16 protein-coding genes and 2 tRNA genes are annotated in these 20,894 nt (G+C 64.2%); 11 read left to right on the top strand and 7 right to left on the bottom strand.

The genetic code is table 11. The annotated features are described in order from the left end of the window. Positions 1-927, bottom strand: coding sequence for a DNA-3-methyladenine glycosylase family protein (locus ASF66_RS06210; protein ID WP_056843148.1), 927 nt, complete (start codon positions 925-927; stop codon positions 1-3). 216 nt (positions 928-1,143) lie between these two features. Beyond that, entirely contained in the window at positions 1,144-2,346 is a 1,203-nt protein-coding gene (locus ASF66_RS06205) for an MFS transporter (protein WP_056843147.1), read from the bottom strand. Positions 2,347-2,454: 108 nt separating this feature from the next. On the opposite strand from ASF66_RS06205, the gene ASF66_RS06200 reads away from it, so the two are divergent. The 4 genes from ASF66_RS06200 to pepN all read left to right on the top strand — a co-directional run bounded on the left by ASF66_RS06200 (position 2,455) and on the right by pepN (position 7,238). Continuing rightward, positions 2,455-3,378 carry a LysR family transcriptional regulator gene (locus ASF66_RS06200; protein ID WP_056843146.1) on the top strand — a complete coding sequence of 308 codons (924 nt, stop codon included), beginning with the start codon at positions 2,455-2,457 and terminating at the stop codon, positions 3,376-3,378. 72 nt (positions 3,379-3,450) lie between these two features. Then, entirely contained in the window at positions 3,451-3,711 is a 261-nt protein-coding gene (locus tag ASF66_RS06195) for a YeaC family protein (RefSeq protein WP_056843145.1), read from the top strand. 26 nt (positions 3,712-3,737) lie between these two features. Further along, a complete protein-coding gene (locus tag ASF66_RS06190; protein WP_056843454.1) occupies positions 3,738-4,568 on the top strand; it encodes a DUF2797 domain-containing protein in 831 nt (276 codons plus the stop codon). A 12-nt stretch (positions 4,569-4,580) separates the two neighbouring features. Continuing rightward, the gene (gene pepN / locus ASF66_RS06185) at positions 4,581-7,238 is read left to right on the top strand and encodes an aminopeptidase N (protein WP_056843144.1); all 2,658 of its coding nucleotides are present in this window, start codon (positions 4,581-4,583) and stop codon (positions 7,236-7,238) included. A 224-nt stretch (positions 7,239-7,462) separates the two neighbouring features. Here pepN and sugE read toward each other — a convergent pair whose 3' ends face one another. From sugE to rdgC, 3 genes are all read right to left on the bottom strand, one after another. Continuing rightward, positions 7,463-7,777, bottom strand: a complete 315-nt coding sequence (sugE, locus tag ASF66_RS06180; RefSeq protein ID WP_056843143.1) for a quaternary ammonium compound efflux SMR transporter SugE — start codon at positions 7,775-7,777, stop codon at positions 7,463-7,465. A gap of 116 nt (positions 7,778-7,893) precedes the next feature. Further along, entirely contained in the window at positions 7,894-8,850 is a 957-nt protein-coding gene (locus tag ASF66_RS06175) for a bile acid:sodium symporter family protein (RefSeq protein WP_056843142.1), read from the bottom strand. A 221-nt stretch (positions 8,851-9,071) separates the two neighbouring features. Further along, positions 9,072-9,992 (bottom strand): recombination-associated protein RdgC, encoded by a 921-nt coding sequence (gene rdgC, locus ASF66_RS06170; RefSeq protein WP_049859046.1) that lies wholly within the window; start codon positions 9,990-9,992, stop codon positions 9,072-9,074. 161 nt (positions 9,993-10,153) lie between these two features. Here rdgC and ASF66_RS06165 point away from each other — a divergent pair. Beyond that, positions 10,154-10,229: transfer RNA gene (locus ASF66_RS06165), tRNA-Val, on the top strand. A gap of 19 nt (positions 10,230-10,248) precedes the next feature. Further along, positions 10,249-10,325: transfer RNA gene (locus tag ASF66_RS06160), tRNA-Asp, on the top strand. A 352-nt stretch (positions 10,326-10,677) separates the two neighbouring features. Here ASF66_RS06160 and ASF66_RS06155 read toward each other — a convergent pair. Both ASF66_RS06155 and ASF66_RS06150 read right to left on the bottom strand, forming a co-directional pair. After that, a complete protein-coding gene (locus ASF66_RS06155) occupies positions 10,678-11,109 on the bottom strand; it encodes a hypothetical protein (protein ID WP_049859047.1) in 432 nt (143 codons plus the stop codon). Between the two features lie 50 nt (positions 11,110-11,159). Then, entirely contained in the window at positions 11,160-13,913 is a 2,754-nt protein-coding gene (locus ASF66_RS06150) for a response regulator (protein WP_049859769.1), read from the bottom strand. Positions 13,914-14,112: 199 nt separating this feature from the next. Here ASF66_RS06150 and ASF66_RS06145 point away from each other — a divergent pair, with 199 nt between their 5' ends. The 5 genes from ASF66_RS06145 (at position 14,113) to relA (ending at position 20,885) form a co-directional block, all read left to right on the top strand. Then, a complete protein-coding gene (locus ASF66_RS06145) occupies positions 14,113-14,832 on the top strand; it encodes a response regulator transcription factor (RefSeq protein ID WP_056843141.1) in 720 nt (239 codons plus the stop codon). Then, entirely contained in the window at positions 14,829-16,190 is a 1,362-nt protein-coding gene (locus tag ASF66_RS06140) for a sensor histidine kinase (protein WP_056843140.1), read from the top strand. Before ASF66_RS06145 ends, ASF66_RS06140 begins: the two co-directional genes overlap by 4 nt. Before the next feature lie 81 nt (positions 16,191-16,271). Next, positions 16,272-17,174 carry a cysteine synthase CysM gene (cysM, locus tag ASF66_RS06135; RefSeq protein ID WP_056843139.1) on the top strand — a complete coding sequence of 301 codons (903 nt, stop codon included), beginning with the start codon at positions 16,272-16,274 and terminating at the stop codon, positions 17,172-17,174. Next, on the top strand, positions 17,174-18,565 hold the full coding sequence (rlmD, locus tag ASF66_RS06130; protein WP_056843138.1) for a 23S rRNA (uracil(1939)-C(5))-methyltransferase RlmD: 1,392 nt from the start codon (positions 17,174-17,176) through the stop codon (positions 18,563-18,565). The genes cysM and rlmD overlap by 1 nt, the downstream gene beginning before the upstream one ends. Before the next feature lie 76 nt (positions 18,566-18,641). Then, complete coding sequence (gene relA / locus ASF66_RS06125) at positions 18,642-20,885, top strand: GTP diphosphokinase (protein ID WP_049859052.1); 2,244 nt, start codon at positions 18,642-18,644, stop codon at positions 20,883-20,885. Positions 20,886-20,894 lie beyond the last annotated feature (9 nt).

Genomic DNA, 20,894 nt, shown 5'->3' with positions numbered 1-20,894 from the left:
TCAGCCACCGCGCTGGCCGTCGGTGCGGTCCATGAGCTCGTTCCAGATGTACATGACGGCGTAGGCGCGCCACGGCCGCCAGTCTTCGCTGCGCAGCCGTTGGTGCCCCAGTTTCAGCAGCTCCGGATGCTCGCGGGTGATCTCCTGCATGATCACCAGGTCGCTGCCTGGCCAGGCGTCGCGGTCGCGCCAGGCCCGCATGGCCACGTATTCGACTGTCCAGGGGCCGATCCCCGGCAGCGCCAGCAGGCCCTTGCGCAGGGGTGTAAGGTCGGCATGGGTGTGTTCATCGACGAAGGCTTCGATCTGCAGCTGATCGTTGGCCACCGCCGCCGCAAAGTTCTGCAACGCCGCCACCCGCTTGCTGGGCATGCCGATCCGCTCGAGATTGACGTCGGCCAGGGCGGCCGGGGTCGGAAAATGCCACGCCACCTGTGCGTGCTGGGGATGCGCCACGGCCCGCCCGGCGCGCTCGGCCAGGCGACCGGCAATGGTCGTCGCCGCTTTGACGCTGACCTGCTGGCCGACGATGGTGCGCACGATGAGTTCGAAGGTCGACCAGGTGCCTGGCACGCGCAATCCCGGCGTCTGCAGCAGCAGGCGGCCCAGCCAGGGATCGCCGTCGAGTGCGGCATGCAGCTGCTGCGGGTCCAGATCCAGATCGAACATTCTCCGCAGACGCGGCACCAGGGCAGGCAGGTGAACGCTGGCCGGCCCATCGACTCGCGCGATCAGGCAGTCACGGCTCGCGTCCTGCCGGACACTGAGCAAGCCTTCGTCGCCCTGCCATTCGACGGTGCGTAGATACACGCCGTCGATGACCGTCTCGACCAACGCACTGGAGCGACCGCCGTAAAACCTGAGCAAACGCTGCCAGTCGAAGGGCGGCTTATAGAACAATTCGATGTCGGTATGGCGTGAGGGCATGGCGAAAAACTCCTTGCGGGTTCAGACCATGCATCCCCTCACTTTGCTGCATCCACCGCCGACGCGGCTCGCGCCGCTGCTACAGACACACCGCCGTACCCACCGACACCGCGATCCCTGTAGCAGCGGCGCAAGCCGCGTCCGGCCTCACCGCGTTCATCCAGACACCCTGTGTTGCCCGCCGACGCGGCTCGCGCCGCTGCTACACTGATGCAATTACTTCGCGGTGGCAGGGCGCTTGATCATCAGCAATGCCACGATCAACGCCAGGACTGCCATGCCGGTGGCCAGCAAACCCAGGGAGTCCAGGCCGAACTGGCGGATGCCCAGGCCACCCAGAATGGCGCCCAGACCGATACCCGCATTGGCCGCCGAGATGTTCAGCGAAGCCGCCAGGGCCTGAGCCTTGGCACCGGCCTGCATGACCCGCACCTGGCAGATCGGGAACAGCGCGGTGTACGCGATGCCCCAAGCGATCAGCGCAGCGATCAACCAGGCACGCTGCTCGGCGAACGCTACGGCCGCCGTCATGCCCGCACCCAGTACCACCAGGAACACCACCATGGCGCCCAGCGGACGCTTGTCCACCATGCTGCCGCCCAGGTGATTACCCAGCATGCCCACCGCACCGAAGCCCATCAGCCACCAGCCCACCTGACCCGCTGGCACACCGCCAAGACGTTCCAGGATATCCGCCAGATAGGTGTAAGCCGTAAACATGGCGGTAAAGGTCAGCACCGACAGCAGCACATGGGCCAGAAAGCGCGGCTGACGCAAGATCGCCGTCTGCTTCTCGCCGGCCGCAGCGACCGGCGAGCCTGGCAACTTCGGCATCACCAGGTGCATCAGCACGCCGATCAGCAACGATACCCCGGCCAGCACCCAGAAGCTGCCGCGCCAGCCGATCAGGTCGGCGGCCACGGTGCCCAGCGGAACGCCGAACACCAGGGCTGCGGAAATGCCCAGATAGACCTTGGCCACCGCCTTGCCCGATTGCCCCGGCGCAGCCAGTTGCCCTGCGGTTTCACTGGCGGTGCCCCAGAACACTGGCAGCGCCAGGGCCGGGATGAAGCGCGCGATGGCCAGCACCCAGATATTGGTGGACACTGCCGCCAATACGTTGGACGCAGCGAACACCAGCAAAATCAGGGTGAACAGCTTCTTGCGCTCGACGTGCGCCAGACGCGCCGTCAGGTAGGGTCCGAACAGCATCACGGTAAAAGCGAACAGGGTCACCACCTGGCCTGCCAGCGCAATGGAAATGTCCAGGTCGCGCGCCAGGCTGGGTAGCAGACCAACGATGAGAAACTCCGTGGTCACGATAATGAACGCCGCCACGGCCATGATCAGGATCTGTATGCCCGAGGCGGTGTTGACCGAAGCCGAGGGCACGGCTCCGGCGATAGGGGAAGAAGGCATCGAACTTAACTCCGGAAGAATTTTGCAATAGTCTATTGAAGAATCTCCGGCATATTGCGGTCATCTGGTACCTTGTGAATTGAACTGAATTCACCAATCGGAGCGGCTATGTTCTCTTCGGAGCGCCTCAAGGGCATCGATGTCTTCGTCAGCGTCGCGGACCTGGGCAGTTTCACCGCCGCCGCCGAACGCCTGAACCTCAGCAACTCGGCGGTCAGCAAAGGCGTGGCGCGCCTGGAAGCCCGGCTCGGCGTGCGGCTGTTCCAGCGCACCACGCGACGGCTGGCGTTGACCGAAGCGGGGCAGACCTTCTACCGCACCTGCACCGGCGTGCTCGCCGACCTGGAAGAAGTCGAGCTGGCGATGAGCGCCGAGCAGCATGAGCCCCATGGTCGGCTACGCATCGACCTGCCGGCGTCCTACGGTCGGCTGCACGTGCTGCCGCTGATCCTCGAGTTCGCCGCCCAGCACCCCCGGCTGCAGCCGCACATATCCTTCTCGGACCGTTTCGTCGACCCCGCCCAGGAAGGCATCGACATCGTCGTGCGCATCGGCGGCTCGGATGCCTGGCCGAGCAACGTCGGGCGGCGCTTCTTCGGTCGCCAGCGCCTGGTGTTCTGCGCCGCGCCCGCCTACCTGCGCGAACACGGCACGCCCCAGGGCGAGCGAGAATTGGAACAGCACCGCTGCGTCGGCTATGGGCAAACCGATGGCTCGGTCTATCCCTGGTACTTCAAGGGTCGCCAGGCCGGCGACATGGAGCGGCGGATCATCCATCCCCACATGGCGGTCGGCGATGGCGAAGGGCAGGTCATGGCGGTGCTGGCCGGGCAGGGTATCGCCCAACTGCCGACCTGGCTGGTACAGCGCCATCTGGACAGCGGCGCCCTGGTCGAGGTCTTGGCGCCACTGGCCACCGATGGCCTGGCGATGAACCTGGTGTGGCTGAAAAGCCGCGAAGGCCTGCCCAAGGTGCATGCCCTGCTGGAGTTCCTCACCGCCCGGCTGACCCCGGCAGGCACGGTTGGGTGAAGGGCCGCCGGGATTTCCCTTTACGCACCCGGCACAGCGTTTAAAATGCCAGCATCCATTGGAGGCTTCCGCATGTCGTCATTCGCCCACATGATCGAAAACATCACCCCTGATATCTACGAAAGCCTGAAGCTGGCGGTCGAGATCGGCAAATGGTCCGACGGCCGCAAGCTGACCGCCGAGCAAAAGGAACTGGCCCTGCAGGCGATCATCGCCTGGGAAGCCAAGAACCTGCCCGAAGACCAGCGCACCGGTTACATGGGCCCGCAGGAATGCGCCTCGAAATCCGCGCCGATCGAGAACATCCTGTTCAAGTCGGACTCGATCCATTGACCAGCGATCTCTTCACGCAAGACACCCTGCAAGAGCTTGGCCGCGGTTCGGCCAGCAAGATGTCCGCGCGCCTCGAAGCGCCGGTGGTGCAATACCAGCTGCGTCTGGGCGAAACCCAGATAGCCGCCAACCCCCTGATCGGCACGCGGATACGCCTGGAATTTCTCGGCGCCATTCACTGCGTCAATTGCGGTCGCAAGACCAAGACCAGTTTCAGCCAGGGTTACTGCTACCCATGCATGACCAAGCTGGCGCAGTGCGACGTGTGCATCATGGCTCCGGAAAAATGCCACTACGACGCCGGCACCTGCCGCGATCCGTCCTGGGGCGAGCAGTTCTGCATGACCGATCATGTGGTCTACCTGGCCAACTCTTCGGGGGTCAAGGTCGGTATCACTCGGGCCAGCCAGGTGCCCACCCGCTGGCTCGACCAGGGCGCCAGCCAGGCGCTGCCGATCATGCGCGTGGCGACCCGACAGCAATCGGGCCTGGTCGAAGACCTGTTCCGCTCCCAGGTGGCGGACCGCACCAACTGGCGCGCGCTGCTCAAGGGTGACGCCCCGGCGGTGGATCTGGTGGCGATCCGCGAACAATTGTTCGAGAGCTGCGCGGCTGGTATTCATATGCTCCAGGACCGCTTCGGTCTGCAGGCGATCCAGGCACTGAACGATGTCGAGCCGATCGAGATCCGCTATCCGGTGCACACTTACCCAAGCAAGATCGCCAGCTTCAACCTGGACAAGAACCCCGTCGCCGAAGGCACGTTGCTGGGCATCAAGGGTCAATACCTGATATTCGATTCCGGCGTCATCAATATTCGCAAATACACGGCTTACCAACTGGCCGTGCATCAGTAGAAGGGTTTTGGCATGCGTACCGAACAACCGAAAATGATCTACCTGAAAGACTATCAGGCGCCCGATTATCTGATCGACGAGACCCACCTGACCTTCGAGTTGTTCGACGATCACAGCCTGGTCCATGCGCAACTGGTCATGCGCCGCAACCCGGAACGCGGGGCCGGTCTGCCGCCGCTGGTGCTCGACGGCGAGTTGATGGAGCTGCTCGGCGTCAAGCTCGACGACACTGACCTGACGGCCGATCAGTACCAGCTGGCTGCGGACAGTCTGACCCTGCAACCGCGCAGCGATGTCTTCACCGTCGACACCAGCGTGCGCATCCACCCCGAAACCAACACCGCGCTGGAGGGCCTGTACAAGTCCACCGGCATGTTCTGCACCCAGTGCGAAGCCGAAGGCTTTCGCAAGATCACCTATTACCTCGACCGCCCCGACGTGATGAGCCGCTTCACCACCACGTTGATCGCCGACCAGCAGCAGTACCCGATCCTGCTCTCCAACGGCAATCCGGTCGGCAACGGCCCCCAGGAAGACGGACGGCATTGGGCGACCTGGGAGGACCCGTTCAAGAAACCGGCCTACCTGTTCGCTCTGGTGGCGGGCGACCTGTGGTGCGTCGAAGACAGCTTCACCACCCAGAGCGGTCGCGATGTGGCGCTGCGCATCTATGTCGAGCCGGAAAACATCGACAAGTGCGCCCACGCCATGACCAGCCTGAAGAAATCCATGCGCTGGGACGAAGAGGCCTACGGCCGCGAGTACGACCTGGACATCTTCATGATCGTCGCGGTCAACGACTTCAACATGGGCGCCATGGAAAACAAGGGCCTGAACATCTTCAACTCCAGCGCCGTGCTGGCTCGCGCCGAAACCGCCACCGATGCCGCCCACCAGCGCGTCGAGGCGATCGTCGCCCACGAGTATTTCCACAACTGGTCGGGCAACCGCGTGACCTGCCGCGACTGGTTCCAGCTGTCGCTCAAGGAAGGCTTCACCGTTTACCGCGATGCAGGCTTCAGCGCCGACATGCATTCGCCGACCGTCAAGCGCATCCAGGACGTCGCCTACCTGCGCACCCATCAGTTCGCCGAAGATGCAGGCCCCATGGCCCACGCCGTGCGCCCGGACAGCTTCATCGAAATCTCCAACTTCTACACCCTGACCGTGTACGAAAAGGGCTCGGAAGTGGTCGGCATGCTGCACACCCTGCTGGGCGACGAAGGCTTCCGCAAGGGCAGCGACCTGTACTTCGAGCGTCACGACGGCCAAGCCGTGACCTGCGATGATTTCATCCGCGCCATGGAAGACGCCAACGGTGTCGAGCTGAACCAGTTCAAACGCTGGTACAGCCAGGCCGGCACGCCACGCCTGCAGGTCAGCGAGCATTTCGATGCCCAGGCGCGCACTTACAGCCTGACCCTGCGCCAGAGCTGCCCAGAGACCCCGGACAAGGTCGAGAAGCTGCCGTTCGTGATCCCGGTTGCGCTGGGCCTGCTCGACGCCAGCGGTCAGGAGCTGCCGCTGCGTCTGGCCGACGAAGCCACGGCCGCCGGCACCAACCGGGTACTGGCGGTGACCGAAGCCGAGCAGACCTTCACCTTCGTCGACATCGCCGGGCAACCGCTGCCGTCGCTGCTGCGCGGCTTCAGCGCGCCGGTCAAGCTGAGCTTCCCGTACAGCCGTGACCAGCTGATGTTCCTCATGCAGCACGACACTGACGGCTTCAACCGTTGGGATGCGGGCCAGCAACTGTCTGTGCAGGTGCTGCAGGAAATGATCGGCCAGTACCAGCGCGGCGAGTCGCTGGTGATGGATTCGCGTCTGTTGACGGCCTTGGCCAGCGTGCTGGACAACACCGAGCTGGACCCGGCCATGGTGGCCGAGATGCTCTCGCTGCCCAGCGAGGCATACCTGGCCGAAATCAGCGAGGTCGCCGACGTCGATGCGATCCACGCCGCCCGCGAGTTCGCCCGCAAGCAGTTGGCCGATGGCCTGTTCGATGGGTTGTGGGCGCGCTATCAGGCCAACCGCGACGTGTCCCGGAGCACGGCCTACGTGGCCGAGAAGGAACATTTCGCCCGCCGTGCGCTGCAGAACATCGCGCTGTCGTACCTGATGCTCAGTCAGCGCCCGGAAGTACTGGCCGCCAGCCTCGAACAATACGATGCCTGCGACAACATGACCGAACGCCTGACGGCACTGGCGGTATTGGTCAACTCGCCGTTCGAAGCGGAAAAGGCCCGCGCGTTGCAAGCGTTCGCCGAGCACTTCAAGGACAACCCGCTGGTCATGGACCAGTGGTTCAGCGTCCAGGCGGCCAGTGGTTTGCCGGGCGGGCTGGCGCGGGTCAAGGCGCTGATGCAGCACCCTGCGTTCACCCTGAAGAACCCGAACAAGGTGCGTGCGCTGATCGGCGCGTTCGCTGGCCAGAACCTGATCAACTTCCATGCCGCCGATGGCTCGGGCTACCGTTTCCTCGCCGATCTGGTGATCGAACTCAACGCCCTCAACCCGCAGATCGCTTCGCGCCAGCTGTCGCCGCTGACCCGCTGGAGAAAGTACGACAGCAAACGTCAGGCCTTGATGAAAGCCGAGCTGGAGCGAATCCTGGCCTCAGGCCCGCTGTCCAGCGACGTCTACGAAGTGGTCAGCAAAAGCCTGGCTTGAGGGGTTGATCCGTGTGGCCTTTTCGCGGGCAGAGGGCTCGCCGCCCGCCCCGCTCCCACAATGAAGCGGTGTACATGCATTCATTGTGGGGGAGGACCTTGTGGGGGCTTTGTGATAGCAGGCCCTGTGGAAGCAGATCCTGTGGGAGCGGGGCGGGCGGCGAGCCCTCTGCCCGCGCAGAGGSCTCGGCGACTTCCGACGCGGCTCGCGCCGCGGCTACAAGGTCAGGTGCTGACCTTCAAACCAACCAGCCCCAGGATGATCAGACCCACACTGATCATCCGCATCAACGCCATCGACTCGCCAAACAGCACGATTCCGGCGATCACCGTCCCCACCGCACCCACACCGGTCCAAATGGCATAGGCCGTACCCAGCGGCAGCTCGCGCATGGCCAGACCGAGCAGGCCCAGGCTTGCCGCCATGGCGGCCACGGTTAACACAGTGGGAAGGGGACGAGTGAAGCCGTCGGTGTACTTCAGGCCAATGGCCCAGCACACCTCGAAAAGACCGGCGAGAAACAACAGAAACCAGGACATGGAAAAACCCTCATCGAAGATGGGGTCGTCCCCGTTTGCAGGAAAGAGAGCGCCGGGTCGTCCCGGCGCCGAACACTATGTTGCCCATCCTTGGGCGATGGATCAAGTGCAGCGGATCAAGGGTCGGTCTTCAATCCACCAGGCTCGGTCCCTTCCATGCGGCGGAAATAAGTCGAGAGCAGCGCCCCGGAAATGTTGTGCCAGACACTGAACAACGCGCTGGGCACCGCTGCCAGCGGCGAGAAGTGCGCGCTGGCCAGCGCCGCACCCAGGCCGGAGTTCTGCATGCCCACTTCCAGTGCCAGAGACTTGCGCTGCGCCAGTGGCAACTTGAACACCTTGCCGGTGAAGTAACCCAGCACAAAGCCGAAGCTGTTGTGCAGAATCACCACCGCCATGATCAGCAATCCCGACTCGGCGATGCGCGCCTGGCTGGCCGCGACCACCGCGCAGACGATCAGCACGATGCTGACCACCGACACCAGCGGCAGCACATCGACGGCCACCTGCACCCGTGCGCCCAGCAGTTTCTGCGCGAGCACGCCGAGCACGATCGGCAGCATCACCAGTTGCAGGATCGACCAGAACATCTCCATGAACGAGACCGGCAACCACGCCGAAGCCAGCAGCCAGATCAGCGCCGGGGTGAGCAACGGAGCGAGGAGGGTGGTCACCGCTGCAATTGCCACGGACAGGGCCAGATCGCCCTTGGCCAGCCAGGTCATCACATTGGACGACGTGCCGCTCGGGCAGCACCCGACCAGAATCACCCCGACGGCGATTTCCGGCGGCAGGTGAAACGCCTGACACAGCAGCCAGGCGACGCCCGGCATGATCACGAAATGCGCCACCACACCCAGGGCCACGCGCCATGGATGGCGACCGACCTCGGCAAAATCGTCCAGCTTGAGGGTCAGCCCCATGCCGAACATGACCAGGCCCAACAGCGGCACGATCAACGGCTTGAGACCGATGAACCATTCAGGCACCAGAAACGCCAGGACGGCGAACAACAACACCCAATAGGCAAAGGTATTGCCGACAAAGCGACTCAAAGCGGCCAAGGCGCGCATGGTGTAGTTCCTTCTTATATGGATTGATCATGTCGACATCCACAGGATCCCAACGAACCCTGTGGGAGACCCCTGTGCCAAAACCCTGTTGCATGCAGCCCCGCTTGTGGGAGCGGGCTCTGCCCGCGAAAGCCGCACCGCGGTATACCTGATACACCGCAAACCCCGTTTCGGGATCCAACACCACTCCCACGAAAGACATGCAAAACAGGCGTAACCGATCAAATCCCCTGCGGCAACTCTTCGCCACCCAAGGCCTCGAACAAGGCCGGCAGGAATTCGCCAAAGGTCAGCATCATCAGAGTGAAGCTGGCGTCCAACTGCCCCAACGCTTCCTCGCCACCGTCCTCTTCGGCCTGGTCCTGCAGCAGTTCCTCGAACTTCAGACGCTTGACCACCATCTTGTCGTCCAGCACGAACGACAACTTGTCCTGCCAGGCCAGCGACAGCTGGGTGACCTGCTTGCCAGTGCTCAGGTGCAGCTGGATTTCCTCGCTGGTCAGGTCCTGACGCTTGCAGCGCACGATGCCGCCGTCTTCATGGGTATCGCGCAGCTCGCATTCATCCAGCACATAGAAGTCGTCGGCGGCTTTCTGGGTCTTGACCCACTCGGTCATGGTCGCGGTCGGCGCAATCTTCACGGTCAGCGGACGCACTGGCAGGGTACCGATCACTTCGCGCAGGGTCGACAGCAGGTCTTCGGCGCGCTTGGGGCTGGCCGAGTTGACCAGGATCAGCCCTTGCTTGGGCGCGATGGCGGCGAAGGTCGACGAGCGGCGGATGAAGGCGCGGGGCAGGAAGGCCTGGATGATCTCGTCCTTGATCTGGTCGCGTTCCTTCTTGTAGACCTTGCGCATCTGCTCGGCCTCGATCTCCTCGACCTTTTCCTTGACCGCGTCGCGCACCACGCTACCCGGCAGGATGCGCTCTTCCTTGCGTGCGGCGATCAGCATGAAGTCCTGGCTGACATGAACGAACGGCGCATCCTCACCCTTGCCGAACGGCGCGACGAAACCGTAGGTGGTCAGTTCCTGGCTGGCGCAGGGGCGTGCCGGTTTGCTGGCCAGTGCGGTTTCCAAAGCCTCGGCGTCGAAAGGGATATCCTGGGTAAGACGATAGACAAGCAGGTTTTTGAACCACATGGGGTGAAGCACTCCTCAACATTAGGGGGGCATTATTCTCCGTGTGCGGAGCTGACGCCATCCCTGTGCTAAGTGTTTGGAAGCGCTCGAAAATTTTTTTGAAAAAGTGCTTGCCAGAGTTTGGGTCGCTCCGTAGAATGCGCGCCACACCGAGAGACAAAGGGTGATTAGCTCAGCCGGGAGAGCATCTGCCTTACAAGCAGAGGGTCGGCGGTTCGATCCCGTCATCACCCACCAATCTCTCTCAGTGTTACGCGCAGCGGTAGTTCAGTCGGTTAGAATACCGGCCTGTCACGCCGGGGGTCGCGGGTTCGAGTCCCGTCCGCTGCGCCATTAATTCCGCTTCAGAGCCCTTGAACTATCTGAAGCACAAGAGAAGCGACCTTAGGGTCGATTTTTTTGTGCCTGCGATTTCTGTCACGTCCGGCTGCACCGCATTTATCCCGATACACCGCAAGCATCGATGCCCGCCACCCCCAGCGACACCGCGCCCCTGTAGCAGCGGCGCAAGCCGCGTCCGGCTGCACCGCGTTCATCCAGATACACCGCAAGCACCGATGACGCGGCTCGCGCCGCTGCTACAGGGTATGCGCAAGCCGCGTCGGGCCGCACCGCAATCGATCAGGTACAGCGCAATCCGGATCCAGGCCCATCGCGTTGAATCAGGCAAACACCATCAACCCGCTCAAGCCACCTTGCACTGACGGCACAGGTGCTTGCCGTTGGCAGTGCTCCAACCCAGCTCGGCAATACGGGCTTCCGCCGCCGGTTTCTGCGCCTTGGTGCCGAGCTTGGCATCCACCGCGAACTCGAAGTCGAGCACCTTGCCGCAGCTGTCGCAGTTGACCTTCCATTGATGGATCGCCAGCTCGCCGAACACCGGGCCGGTGGCCACGGCCACCCATTGGCCGGGCGGATTGATCAGGTGACGGACCTTTTCCACCACCAAACGCATGGACAGGTCCTTGCTGCCCTTGAGGGTCACCAGCAGGGTGTCGCCGTTGTGGATCGAGCCGCCGTTGCCGGTGACCTGGTAGCGGCCGGGCATCAGCGCGCGGCACTCGATCAGGGTGTGCTGGGGGTTGAGCAAGCTGAAGCGGAAATCGTGTTCGACCATGGGTCCTCCAAATAGACGCGACATGCTAGCACGCCGGTCATGGTGCGGCCTCAGGCCATCGCCCGGGCCTGCTCCTCGAGCCGCACGATGGCCTCGTCCAGTTCGTCGAGCGCAGACAGGGCCGCCGGATCGTTCTGCTTGAGCAGCGTCTCACTGCGCAGGCACGCCGCGCGCAACTGCGGTACGCCGCAATAGCGGGTCGCACCGTGCAGCCGATGCACGCGCTCGATCATGGCATTCTGATCGGCGTTGATTCGCGCCAACTGGATGGCCTCGCGATCGGCCTGCAGCGAGGCCAGCAGCATCGCCAGCATGTCGGCAGCCAGGTCGGCCTTGCCGGCCGCCAACCGCAGACCCTCGGCGGCATCGAGCACCTGCAAGGTATTGGTATCCAACGGCTGCTCAGCCGTTTTGTCCAACGCCTGCGGGTTCAACGCCATTCCCGTCCATTTCAGCACGACCTGCGCCAACTGCCGTTCGCTTATGGGTTTGGTCAGGTAGTCGTCCATGCCGCTCTGCAGCAAAGCGCGCTTCTCATTGGCCATGGCGTGGGCGGTCAGCGCCACGATGGGCAACGCGGCGCCGAGCTGGGCGCTCTCCCATACGCGAATGCGCTCGGTGGTTTCGCGGCCGTCCATTTCCGGCATCTGCACGTCCATCAGCACCAGGTCCAGCCCGCCTTCCTGTACCGCCTTGATCGCCGCCGCGCCGTTGTCCACCGCGCGCACTTCGGCACCCAAATCTTCGAGCAGGGTCTGCACCAGCAGCAGGTTGGCCGGATTGTCATCCACGCACAGTACTCGCGGCGCTCGCTCGCCGCTGTTCTCGGGACTTTCGTAGCGCAGCTGCTTGGGGTTGATCAGGTCGGCCAGCGCGCGACGCAACCTGCGCGTGCAGCTGGGTTTGGCCTGCAGCTGGCGGTCGGCGTTGGGGACCGCGGCATGGAACAGGGCCTGCTCGGTGGTGGGGCACAGCACCAGCACCTGACAGCCACTTTGTTCGATCTCGCGGATCTGCACGGCCAGACGTTCCGGCGAAATCTCGTGGGCAGTGATGCCCAGCACCGCAAGGTCCAGCGGCTGGCCCGCCTGCCGTGCGGCATGGGTGGCGAGCACCAGTTTGTCCAGCGACTTGAAGTCGGTCACGTCCAGACCGCAGTCTTCGAGCTGGTGTTGCAAGGCCTGCCGCGCCAGCTCATGGCCATCGACAATGGCGATGCGCCGGCCGAGCAGGGGCGCAGACGGCAAGTCCTCGGCGTCGTCGCGAGCCTTGGGCAGGTTGAGGCTGATCCAGAACTCCGAACCTTCGCCCGGAGCACTGTCGACCCCGATCTCGCCACCCATCTGCTCGACCAGCCGCTTGGAGATCACCAGCCCCAGGCCCGTGCCGCCAGGCTGCCGCGACAGTGAGTTGTCGGCCTGGCTGAATGCCTGGAACAACGCCCGCACGTCCTGGCCGGACAGGCCGATGCCGGTGTCCTGCACACTGATGCGCAACTGCACACCGTCTTCGCTCTCGTCTTCCATCATGGCGCGGGCGACGATCGTGCCCTCGCGGGTGAACTTGATGGCGTTGCTCACCAGATTGGTCAGGATCTGCTTGAGCCGCAGCGGGTCGCCGATCAGCGACAGTGGCGTATCGCGATAGACCAGGCTGACCAGTTCGAGCTGCTTGGCATGGGCGGCCGGCGCCAGGATGGTCAGGGTGTCCTGCAGCAGATCGCGCAGATTGAAGGGAATGTTGTCGAGCACCAGCTTGCCGGCCTCGATCTTCGAGAAATCGAGAATCTCGTTGATGATGCCCAGCAAACTGTCTGCGGATTTTTCGATGGTGCCCAGGTAATCCAGCTGGCGCGGGGTCAACTCGCTTTTCTGCAGCAGGTGAGTGAAGCCCAGGATGCCGTTCAGTGGCGTCCTGATCTCGTGACTCATGTTGGCGAGGAATTCGGACTTGATCCGGCTCGCTTCCAGCGCTTCCTTGCGCGCCAGGTCCAGCTCGATGTTCTGGATTTCGATGGTTTCCAGGTTCTGCCGGACGTCTTCGGTAGCCTGGTCGATGCTGTGCTGCAGTTCTTCCTGGGCGTCCTGCAGGGTTTCGGCCATGCGGTTGATGCCAGCCGCGAGGGCGTCCATCTCGTGGCTGCCCATGGCCGGCACGCGACTTTCCAGGTTGCCGTCCTTGATCTGGGTCACGGTGTCCTTGATCTGCCGAATCGGCGCACTGATGCTGCGGCTCATGTGCGCCGCCAGCAACGCGGTGATGCTCAGACCGGTCAGAATCAGCAGCAGGCTGGCGAACAGGCTGCGGTAACCACGCAGCAGGGTGCCATCGTGGGACAGTTCCAGCTCGACCCAGCCCAGCAGATGGTCGACCTCGGCAGGCACCTCGTCACTGGCCAGGTCGCGGTGGCGGCCGAACACCGGCATCAGGTAGCGCGTCGCATCGAAGCCACTGCGTTGCAGCGAGTGGGTGCTGTTACCGATGGGCACGGCGTTGAGCATCATGGGCCCGGCGTGGGCGAGCAGGGTCCGGTCTGCGCCCAGGAAGGTCACCGAGCGCACGTCGGTCAGCTCCAGGGATTGCGCGGCGATGCGTTCCAGCCGCTCGCGGTCCTTGGCCACCAGCGCCGGTGCCGCCAGCGGCGCCAGCTGTTCGGAGATCATGTCGCCGCGTTGCAGCAACTGGCGCTGCAGGTCGGACTGCTGCATCCAGGTGAAATAGCCGCCCAGAATCAGCGCCATGCAAGTGGCCGGCGTGAGCGCAAGTAACAGCACGCGGCTTTTGATACCGAGTTTCTTCAACACGCCGCAGGCGCCTTTCTGACTGAGCAATAGGGGGAAAATACAGGGGGGCGGGACGATGCGCCAGTCACGCGCACCGACGGCGGACCCCAGAGGGCAGTGCGACGCGGTCAGTGGGCGAACAGCGATCAGCAAAGGTTGCCTGCCGCGGCGTGATCTCCAATAATCCGCACTTGAGAATGACACCCACTAGCAGGCGAAAATGAATCCCGTCCAAGCAGGCGCCCATACCATCCTGGCCATCGAAGACGACCAGGTATTGGGCAGCTACGTTCATGAGCAGCTCGGGCGCTGCGGCTTTCAAGTGACCTGGTGCCAGAACGGCCGCGAAGGGCTGGCACTGGCCGAGCGAAACCAGTTCGACGTGGTGCTGATGGACATCCTGCTGCCGGGCATGAACGGCCTGGATGTGCTGTACGCCCTGCGCCGCAGCTCGGCCACCCCGGTGATTCTGATGTCGGCGCTGGGCGCCGAGGCCGATCGCATCAGCGGCTTCCGTCGCGGTGCCGACGACTATCTGCCCAAACCCTTCAGCATGGCCGAGCTGCAGGTGCGCGTGGAAGCCATCCTGCGCCGGGTAGAGATGGAGCGTCTGCGCGTGCAGCCGCGAGAGGACGTGGTGCAACAGGGCGAGCTGCATTTCTGCGAGCGCAGTGCCGATGTGTCGGTCAACGGCCAGCCGGCGGGGCTGACGCCCAGCGAATACCGTCTGCTCGATACCCTGCACCGTCAGCGCGAGGAAGTGCTGAGCAAACCCTTTCTTTATCAGCATGTGCTGCAGCGCGGCTATTCGCAGCACGATCGCAGCCTGGACATGCATGTCAGCCAGATACGCCGCAAGCTCAAGGCGCTGGGCTACCAGCGCCAGCAACTGCGCACGGTGTGGGGCAAGGGCTACCTGTTCGGCGGCGGCGAGGCATGAAGCTGCCCCATCGCCATTCGGTGTTCTGGAAGCTGTCGATACTGCTGGTCGCGTTCTGCCTGCTGATGATCTGGCTGAGCTGGTACTGGGGCCAGTACCTGCAGGAGCGCAACGCCTACCTGAGCGCCGACGCACGCCATGCCTTGCGCCAGTACGCGTCAGCGGCCGAGCAGGCCCACGGGCAAGGTGGACGGGCGGGGGTCGATGCCTGGCTTGCGCGGATGTCGGCGAGCGAGCCTGGTTTCATCGCCGTGGTGGGGTCTGATCTCACTTCCTTGAGCAGTCGACCACTGGACGCCGCACAACAGCAGCGCCTGACGTTCCTGCGCCATCTGGAGATGCCCATGAGTCGCCGTTCGCGGGGCGCGCCCTGGATGCAGATCCCTTTCATCGAGCATCCGGAGCAGGGCAGCCTGGTAATGGCCCTGCCCGAGCGCTTCACACCCGGTCGGCACGCCTGGTTATGGGCGTTGCTGACCAACGCGCTGGTTCCCGGCGTGTTCACCCTGTTGTTGTGCATCGGGCTGTACCGAATGCTCATCGTGCCGCTGAACCAACTGCGTGAGCAGGCCAACGCCTGGCGTGCCGATCAGCTCAACGCCCGCCTGAGCGCGAATACCACCGCGCGCAGCGATGAGCTCGGTGAGCTGGGGCGCGCCTTCGACCACATGGCCGAGCGCCTGCAAGGCACGGTCGCCCTGCAGCAGCAGATCCTGCGGGACCTGTCCCACGAGCTGCGCACACCCTTGAGCCGCCTGCGCGTGGCCTGCGAAGGTGAGCTCGACGAGCAGCGCCTGCGCGAACGGCTGAGTCGCGAGATCGACGGCATGCAGCGTCTGGTCGAAGATACCCTGCAACTGGCCTGGCTGGATGCCGAGCGTGCGCCGCTGGCCAGCGAAGCGATTCAGGTGCAGGCGCTGTGGGACATGCTGGCGGAGAATGCCTGCTTCGAAAGCCAGTGGCCGGCCCGCCAACTGCACTGCGAAGTCGACGCCGATTGCTGGGTGCAGGGCAATCTCGACAGCCTGGCCCAGGCGCTGGAAAACGGCTTGCGCAATGCCATTCGTCACTCGCCCAGCGCCGGTCGCGTGACCTTGAGTGGTCAACGTGATGGCGATCACTGGCTGTTGTGGCTGGAAGACGAGGGCGGTGGTGTCGCCGAGGCGGACCTGCAGAGAATCTTCGATCCCTTCACGCGCCTCGACGGATCGCGGCCCGGCGACGGGGGGTTCGGCCTCGGGCTGAGCATTGCGCGCAATGCCCTGACCCGCCAGGGCGGTGCATTGTGGGCGCAGAATACCGCGCGTGGCCTGCGGCTGAACATGCGCTTGCCGGCTGCTTATGCTTTCACGCTATAAGGTGCGCACTTTGCGTGATATGGGTATCCGGCGTTTGCCGGTATGATAGGCGACCCCCGCAGTCCGGATTGCGAATACGCCATGACCCCGCAGTACCTAACGATCGCCGACTGCGTCGGCAACACGCCGCTGGTGCGCCTGCAGCGCCTGGCCGGCGAGACCAGCAACACCTTGCTGCTCAAGCTGGAAGGCAACAACCCGGCCGGCTCCGTGAAGGACCGCCCGGCGCTGTCGATGATCAGCCGCGCCGAAGAACGTGGGCAGATCCAGCCCGGCGATACCCTGATCGAAGCGACCTCCGGCAATACCGGCATCGCGCTGGCCATGGCCGCAGCGATCAAGGGCTACAAGATGATCCTGATCATGCCCGACAACTCCACGGCCGAACGCAAGGCCGCGATGACCGCCTATGGCGCCGAGCTGATCCTGGTCACCCGCGAGCAAGGCATGGAAGGCGCGCGCGATCTGGCCGAACGCATGCAGAGCGAAGGGCGCGGCAAGCTCCTCGACCAGTTCGCCAACGGCGACAACCCCGAGGCGCACTATCGCAGCACCGGCCCCGAGATCTGGCAGCAGACCGCGGGCACCGTGACCCATTTCGTCAGTTCAATGGGCACCACCGGCACCATCATGGGCACTTCGCGCTATCTCAAGGAGCAGAACCCTGCGGTGCAGATCGTCGGCCTCCAACCCATGGAAGGCGCTGCCATTCCAGGTATCCGCCGCTGGCCGGAACAGTACCTGCCACGCATCTATCAGGCCGACCGGGTCGACCGGATCATCGACATGGCGCAACAGGAAGCCGAAGACATGACCCGCCGCCTGGCCCGTGAAGAAGGCATCTTCTGCGGCGTGTCGTCCGGCGGCGCGGTGGCGGGCATGCTGCGCCTGTCGCGGGAAGTGAGCAATGCGGTCATCGTCGCGATCATCTGCGATCGCGGTGATCGCTACCTGTCCAGCGGCATCTTCGACGCACCCAACTGATGGCCAGAACCAAACCGGGCCTGCGCTTCCAGCCGACAGGCGGAACCCGTGCGCCGCAAGTGCCGACCGGCAAGAAACAGCGCCTGCCGATCGAGCGCCTGGCCAGCGACGGACGCGGGATCGCCTTTTTCGAAGGGCGCACCTGGTTCGTCAGCGGCGCCCTGGCCGGTGAGCAGGTCGAGGCCCGGGTGCTCAATGCCCACGGCAAGATCGTCGAAGCGCGTTGCGAGCGCGTGCTGGTCGCCAGCGAGCTGCGCCGCCCGGCGCCGTGTCCGCATTTCGGCACCTGTGGTGGCTGCAGCCTTCAGCACCTGCCCCATGATCAGCAGTTGGCCCTCAAGCAGCGCCTGCTCGCCGAGCAGCTGTCGCGCGTGGCCGGCATCGAGCCGCAGGAGTGGGCTGCGCCGCTGAGCGGGCCCGAGCTGGGCTATCGCCGTCGTGCTCGGCTGGCCGTGCGCTGGGACCCCAAGGCCCGTCACCTGGCGGTGGGATTCCGCGCGGCGGCGAGCCAGGACATCGTCGACATCACCCAATGCCAGGTGCTGGTGCCTGCCCTGCAACCGGTCGTCGAACAGCTGCCGACGCTGCTGCGCAGTTTTGCCAAGCCCCAGGTGCTCGGCCACGTCGAGCTGTACGCAGGTACTTCACTGGCGCTGCTGCTTCGCCACACTGCGGCACTGGCTGATACTGACTTGCAAGCGCTGCAGGCTTTCTGCGCCGCCGCGAACCTGCAACTGTGGCTGCAGGGCGAAGGCAAGCCAGCGCCCGTGCAGGCGGACGCCTCGCTGGGTTTCGCCCTGGCGCCCTGGAACCTTGAGCTGGCCTACCGGCCGGGCGACTTCGTCCAGGTCAATGCGGCGGTCAACGATGCGATGATCGCGCAGGCCCTGGACTGGCTCSCGCCCACCCCCCAGGAGCGGGTCCTTGACCTGTTCTGCGGGCTGGGCAACTTCGCCTTGCCGCTGGCCCAGCGCTCGCGTGAGGTGGTGGCTGTCGAAGGGGTCGCGGCCATGGTGCAGCGGGCTGCCGACAACGCCGCCAGCAACAATTTGCATAACACTGACTTTTACCAGAGCGACCTGTCGCAGCCTCTGGACGCCGCCGAGTGGGCCCGCGAGGGTTTTTCTGCGGTACTCTTGGATCCACCCCGAGATGGCGCGTTCGAGGTGGTGCGCACGATCCGTGCACTGGGTGCGCAACGCTTGGTGTATGTCTCCTGTAACCCGGCAACTTTGGCCCGCGACACGGTCGAATTGTTGAGGCAGGGCTACAGGCTAAAACGAGCCGGGATCCTCGACATGTTTCCGCAGACCGCGCATGTCGAGGCCATGGCGTTATTTGAAGCGGGCCAGGACGGCCCGTCCAATCCGACTGGCGCGCGAAACGCCTGATCGATGCCGGCCCAGCATCGGTCATAGCCAGCGACTGTTGATGCGCTTCGGCGTGTTGTAGGGAAAGGTAAGCAACATGGTACAGGTGAGAGCACACCAGCCGATCAATACGGACGGCAGTATCAATCTCGATGCATGGCTGGATCATATCGTCAGCGTCGATCTGGTGCTGGATCGCGAAGCCCTGAAGCAGGCCTGTGAATTCGCCCAGGCCGCCGAGCTGCAGGGCAACCCGGCCCAGCACTCCTGGGCCGACGGCACCTCCTGTTTCCAGGCGGGTCTGGAGATCGCCGAGATCCTCGCCGATCTCAAGCTCGACCAGGATTCATTGATGGCCGCGGTGATCTACCGGGCCGTCCGCGAGGGCAAGGCCAGCCTTGAAGACGTCGGCCGACGCTTCGGCAGCACCGTGTCCAAGCTCATCGACGGCGTGCTGCGCATGGCCGCCATCAGCGCCAGCCTCAGCCCGCGCCAATCCATGGTGCTGGGCTCGCAGGTGCAGGTCGAAAACCTGCGCAAGATGCTCGTGGCCATGGTCGACGATGTTCGCGTCGCATTGATCAAGCTCGCCGAGCGCACCTGCGCGATCCGCGCGGTGAAAGGCGCCGACGATGAAAAACGCAACCGGGTCGCGCGCGAGGTGTTCGACATCTACGCGCCACTGGCGCATCGCTTGGGCATCGGCCACATCAAGTGGGAGCTCGAAGACCTCTCGTTTCGCTACCTGGAGCCCGATCAGTACAAGCAGATCGCCAAGCTGCTGCACGAACGCAGGCTGGATCGCGAGCGTTTCATCACCGAGGTGATGAGCCAGTTGCACAACGAGCTGCTCGAGACCGGGGTCAAGGCCGACATCAGCGGGCGGGCGAAACACATCTATTCCATCTGGCGCAAGATGCAGCGTAAGGGCCTGGAATTCAGCCAGATCTACGATGTGCGCGCAGTGCGCGTGCTGGTCCCGGAAATGCGCGACTGCTATACCGCGCTGGGGATCGTCCACACCCTGTGGCGGCACATTCCCAAGGAGTTCGACGACTACATCGCCAACCCCAAGGAAAACGGCTATCGCTCGCTGCACACGGCGGTGATCGGTCCCGAGGGCAAGGTGCTGGAAGTGCAGATCCGCACCCACGCCATGCACGAGGAGGCCGAGCTGGGCGTTTGCGCTCACTGGCGCTACAAGGGCACCGACGTCAAGTCCACCTCCAACCAGTACGAAGAAAAGATCTCCTGGTTGCGCCAGGTCCTGGAATGGCACGAGGAGCTGGGCGATATCGGCGGCCTGGCCGACCAGTTGCGGGTCGACATCGAGCCTGACCGGGTCTACGTGTTCACCCCCGACGGCCACGCCATCGACCTGCCCAAGGGCGCGACCCCGCTGGACTTCGCCTACCGCGTGCACACCGAGATCGGCCACAACTGCCGTGGCGCCAAGATCAACGGCCGCATCGTCCCGCTCAACTACAGCCTGAACACCGGCGAGCAGGTCGAGATCATCACCAGCAAGCACGGCACGCCCAGCCGCGACTGGCTCAACTCCAACCTCGGCTACGTCACCACGTCCCGGGCGCGGGCCAAGATCGTCCACTGGTTCAAGCTGCAGGCACGCGACCAGAACGTCGCCGCCGGCAAGTCGCTGCTGGAGCGCGAACTCAGCCGCCTGGGCCTGCCCCAAGTGGACTTCGACCAGCTTGCCGAAAAAGCCAACCACAAAGGCGCCGAAGACATGTTCGCCGCCCTGGGTGCAGGCGATCTGCGCCTGGCCCATCTGGTCAATTCGGCACAGCAACTGGTCGAGCCCGAGCGCGGCAACGAGCCGGTGGAACTGGTCACGCGCAAGGCCACCGGCTACAAGCCGGGCAAGCGCGGCGATATCCAGATCCAGGGCGTGGGCAACCTGATGACGCAGATGGCCGGCTGCTGCCAGCCGCTGCCCGGCGATGCCATCGTCGGCTACATCACTCAGGGGCGCGGTGTGAGCATCCACCGCCAGGATTGCGCCTCGGTCCTGCAGCTTGGCGGTCGCGAGCCGGAGCGCATCATCCAGGTCAGCTGGGGGCCGGTGCCGGTGCTGACCTATCCGGTCGACATCATCATTCGCGCCTACGACCGCTCGGGCCTGCTGCGCGACGTCTCGCAGATCCTGCTCAACGAGCGGATCAACGTGCTGGCGGTCAACACCCGCTCGAACAAGGAAGACAACACCGCGCTGATGTCGCTGACCATCGAGATCCCCGGCCTGGACGCCCTCGGGCGCCTGCTCGGCAGGATCTCGCAGCTGCCGAACATCATCGAGACACGGCGTAACCGCACGCCGTGAAATCGTGGA

Origin of the sequence: Pseudomonas sp. Leaf129 (genome assembly GCF_001423465.1) — a bacterium.
GTDB classification, from domain to species: domain Bacteria; phylum Pseudomonadota; class Gammaproteobacteria; order Pseudomonadales; family Pseudomonadaceae; genus Aquipseudomonas; species Aquipseudomonas coleopterorum.
The sequence above is the reverse complement of the archived record's forward strand: the minus strand, read 5'-3'. Positions and strand labels throughout refer to the sequence as shown.

Excerpts from the sequence above, each read along its gene's own strand:
- ASF66_RS06210 (WP_056843148.1), bottom strand. The coding sequence starts at position 927 with ATGCCCTCACGCCATACCGACATCGAATTGTTCTATAAGCCGCCCTTC.
- ASF66_RS06205 (WP_056843147.1), bottom strand. The coding sequence starts at position 2,346 with ATGCCTTCTTCCCCTATCGCCGGAGCCGTGCCCTCGGCTTCGGTCAAC.
- ASF66_RS06200 (WP_056843146.1), top strand. The coding sequence starts at position 2,455 with ATGTTCTCTTCGGAGCGCCTCAAGGGCATCGATGTCTTCGTCAGCGTC.
- ASF66_RS06195 (WP_056843145.1), top strand. The coding sequence starts at position 3,451 with ATGTCGTCATTCGCCCACATGATCGAAAACATCACCCCTGATATCTAC.
- pepN (WP_056843144.1), top strand. The coding sequence starts at position 4,581 with ATGCGTACCGAACAACCGAAAATGATCTACCTGAAAGACTATCAGGCG.
- sugE (WP_056843143.1), bottom strand. The coding sequence starts at position 7,777 with ATGTCCTGGTTTCTGTTGTTTCTCGCCGGTCTTTTCGAGGTGTGCTGG.
- ASF66_RS06175 (WP_056843142.1), bottom strand. The coding sequence starts at position 8,850 with ATGCGCGCCTTGGCCGCTTTGAGTCGCTTTGTCGGCAATACCTTTGCC.
- rdgC (WP_049859046.1), bottom strand. The coding sequence starts at position 9,992 with ATGTGGTTCAAAAACCTGCTTGTCTATCGTCTTACCCAGGATATCCCT.
- ASF66_RS06155 (WP_049859047.1), bottom strand. The coding sequence starts at position 11,109 with ATGGTCGAACACGATTTCCGCTTCAGCTTGCTCAACCCCCAGCACACC.
- ASF66_RS06145 (WP_056843141.1), top strand. The coding sequence starts at position 14,113 with ATGAATCCCGTCCAAGCAGGCGCCCATACCATCCTGGCCATCGAAGAC.
- ASF66_RS06140 (WP_056843140.1), top strand. The coding sequence starts at position 14,829 with ATGAAGCTGCCCCATCGCCATTCGGTGTTCTGGAAGCTGTCGATACTG.
- cysM (WP_056843139.1), top strand. The coding sequence starts at position 16,272 with ATGACCCCGCAGTACCTAACGATCGCCGACTGCGTCGGCAACACGCCG.
- relA (WP_049859052.1), top strand. The coding sequence starts at position 18,642 with ATGGTACAGGTGAGAGCACACCAGCCGATCAATACGGACGGCAGTATC.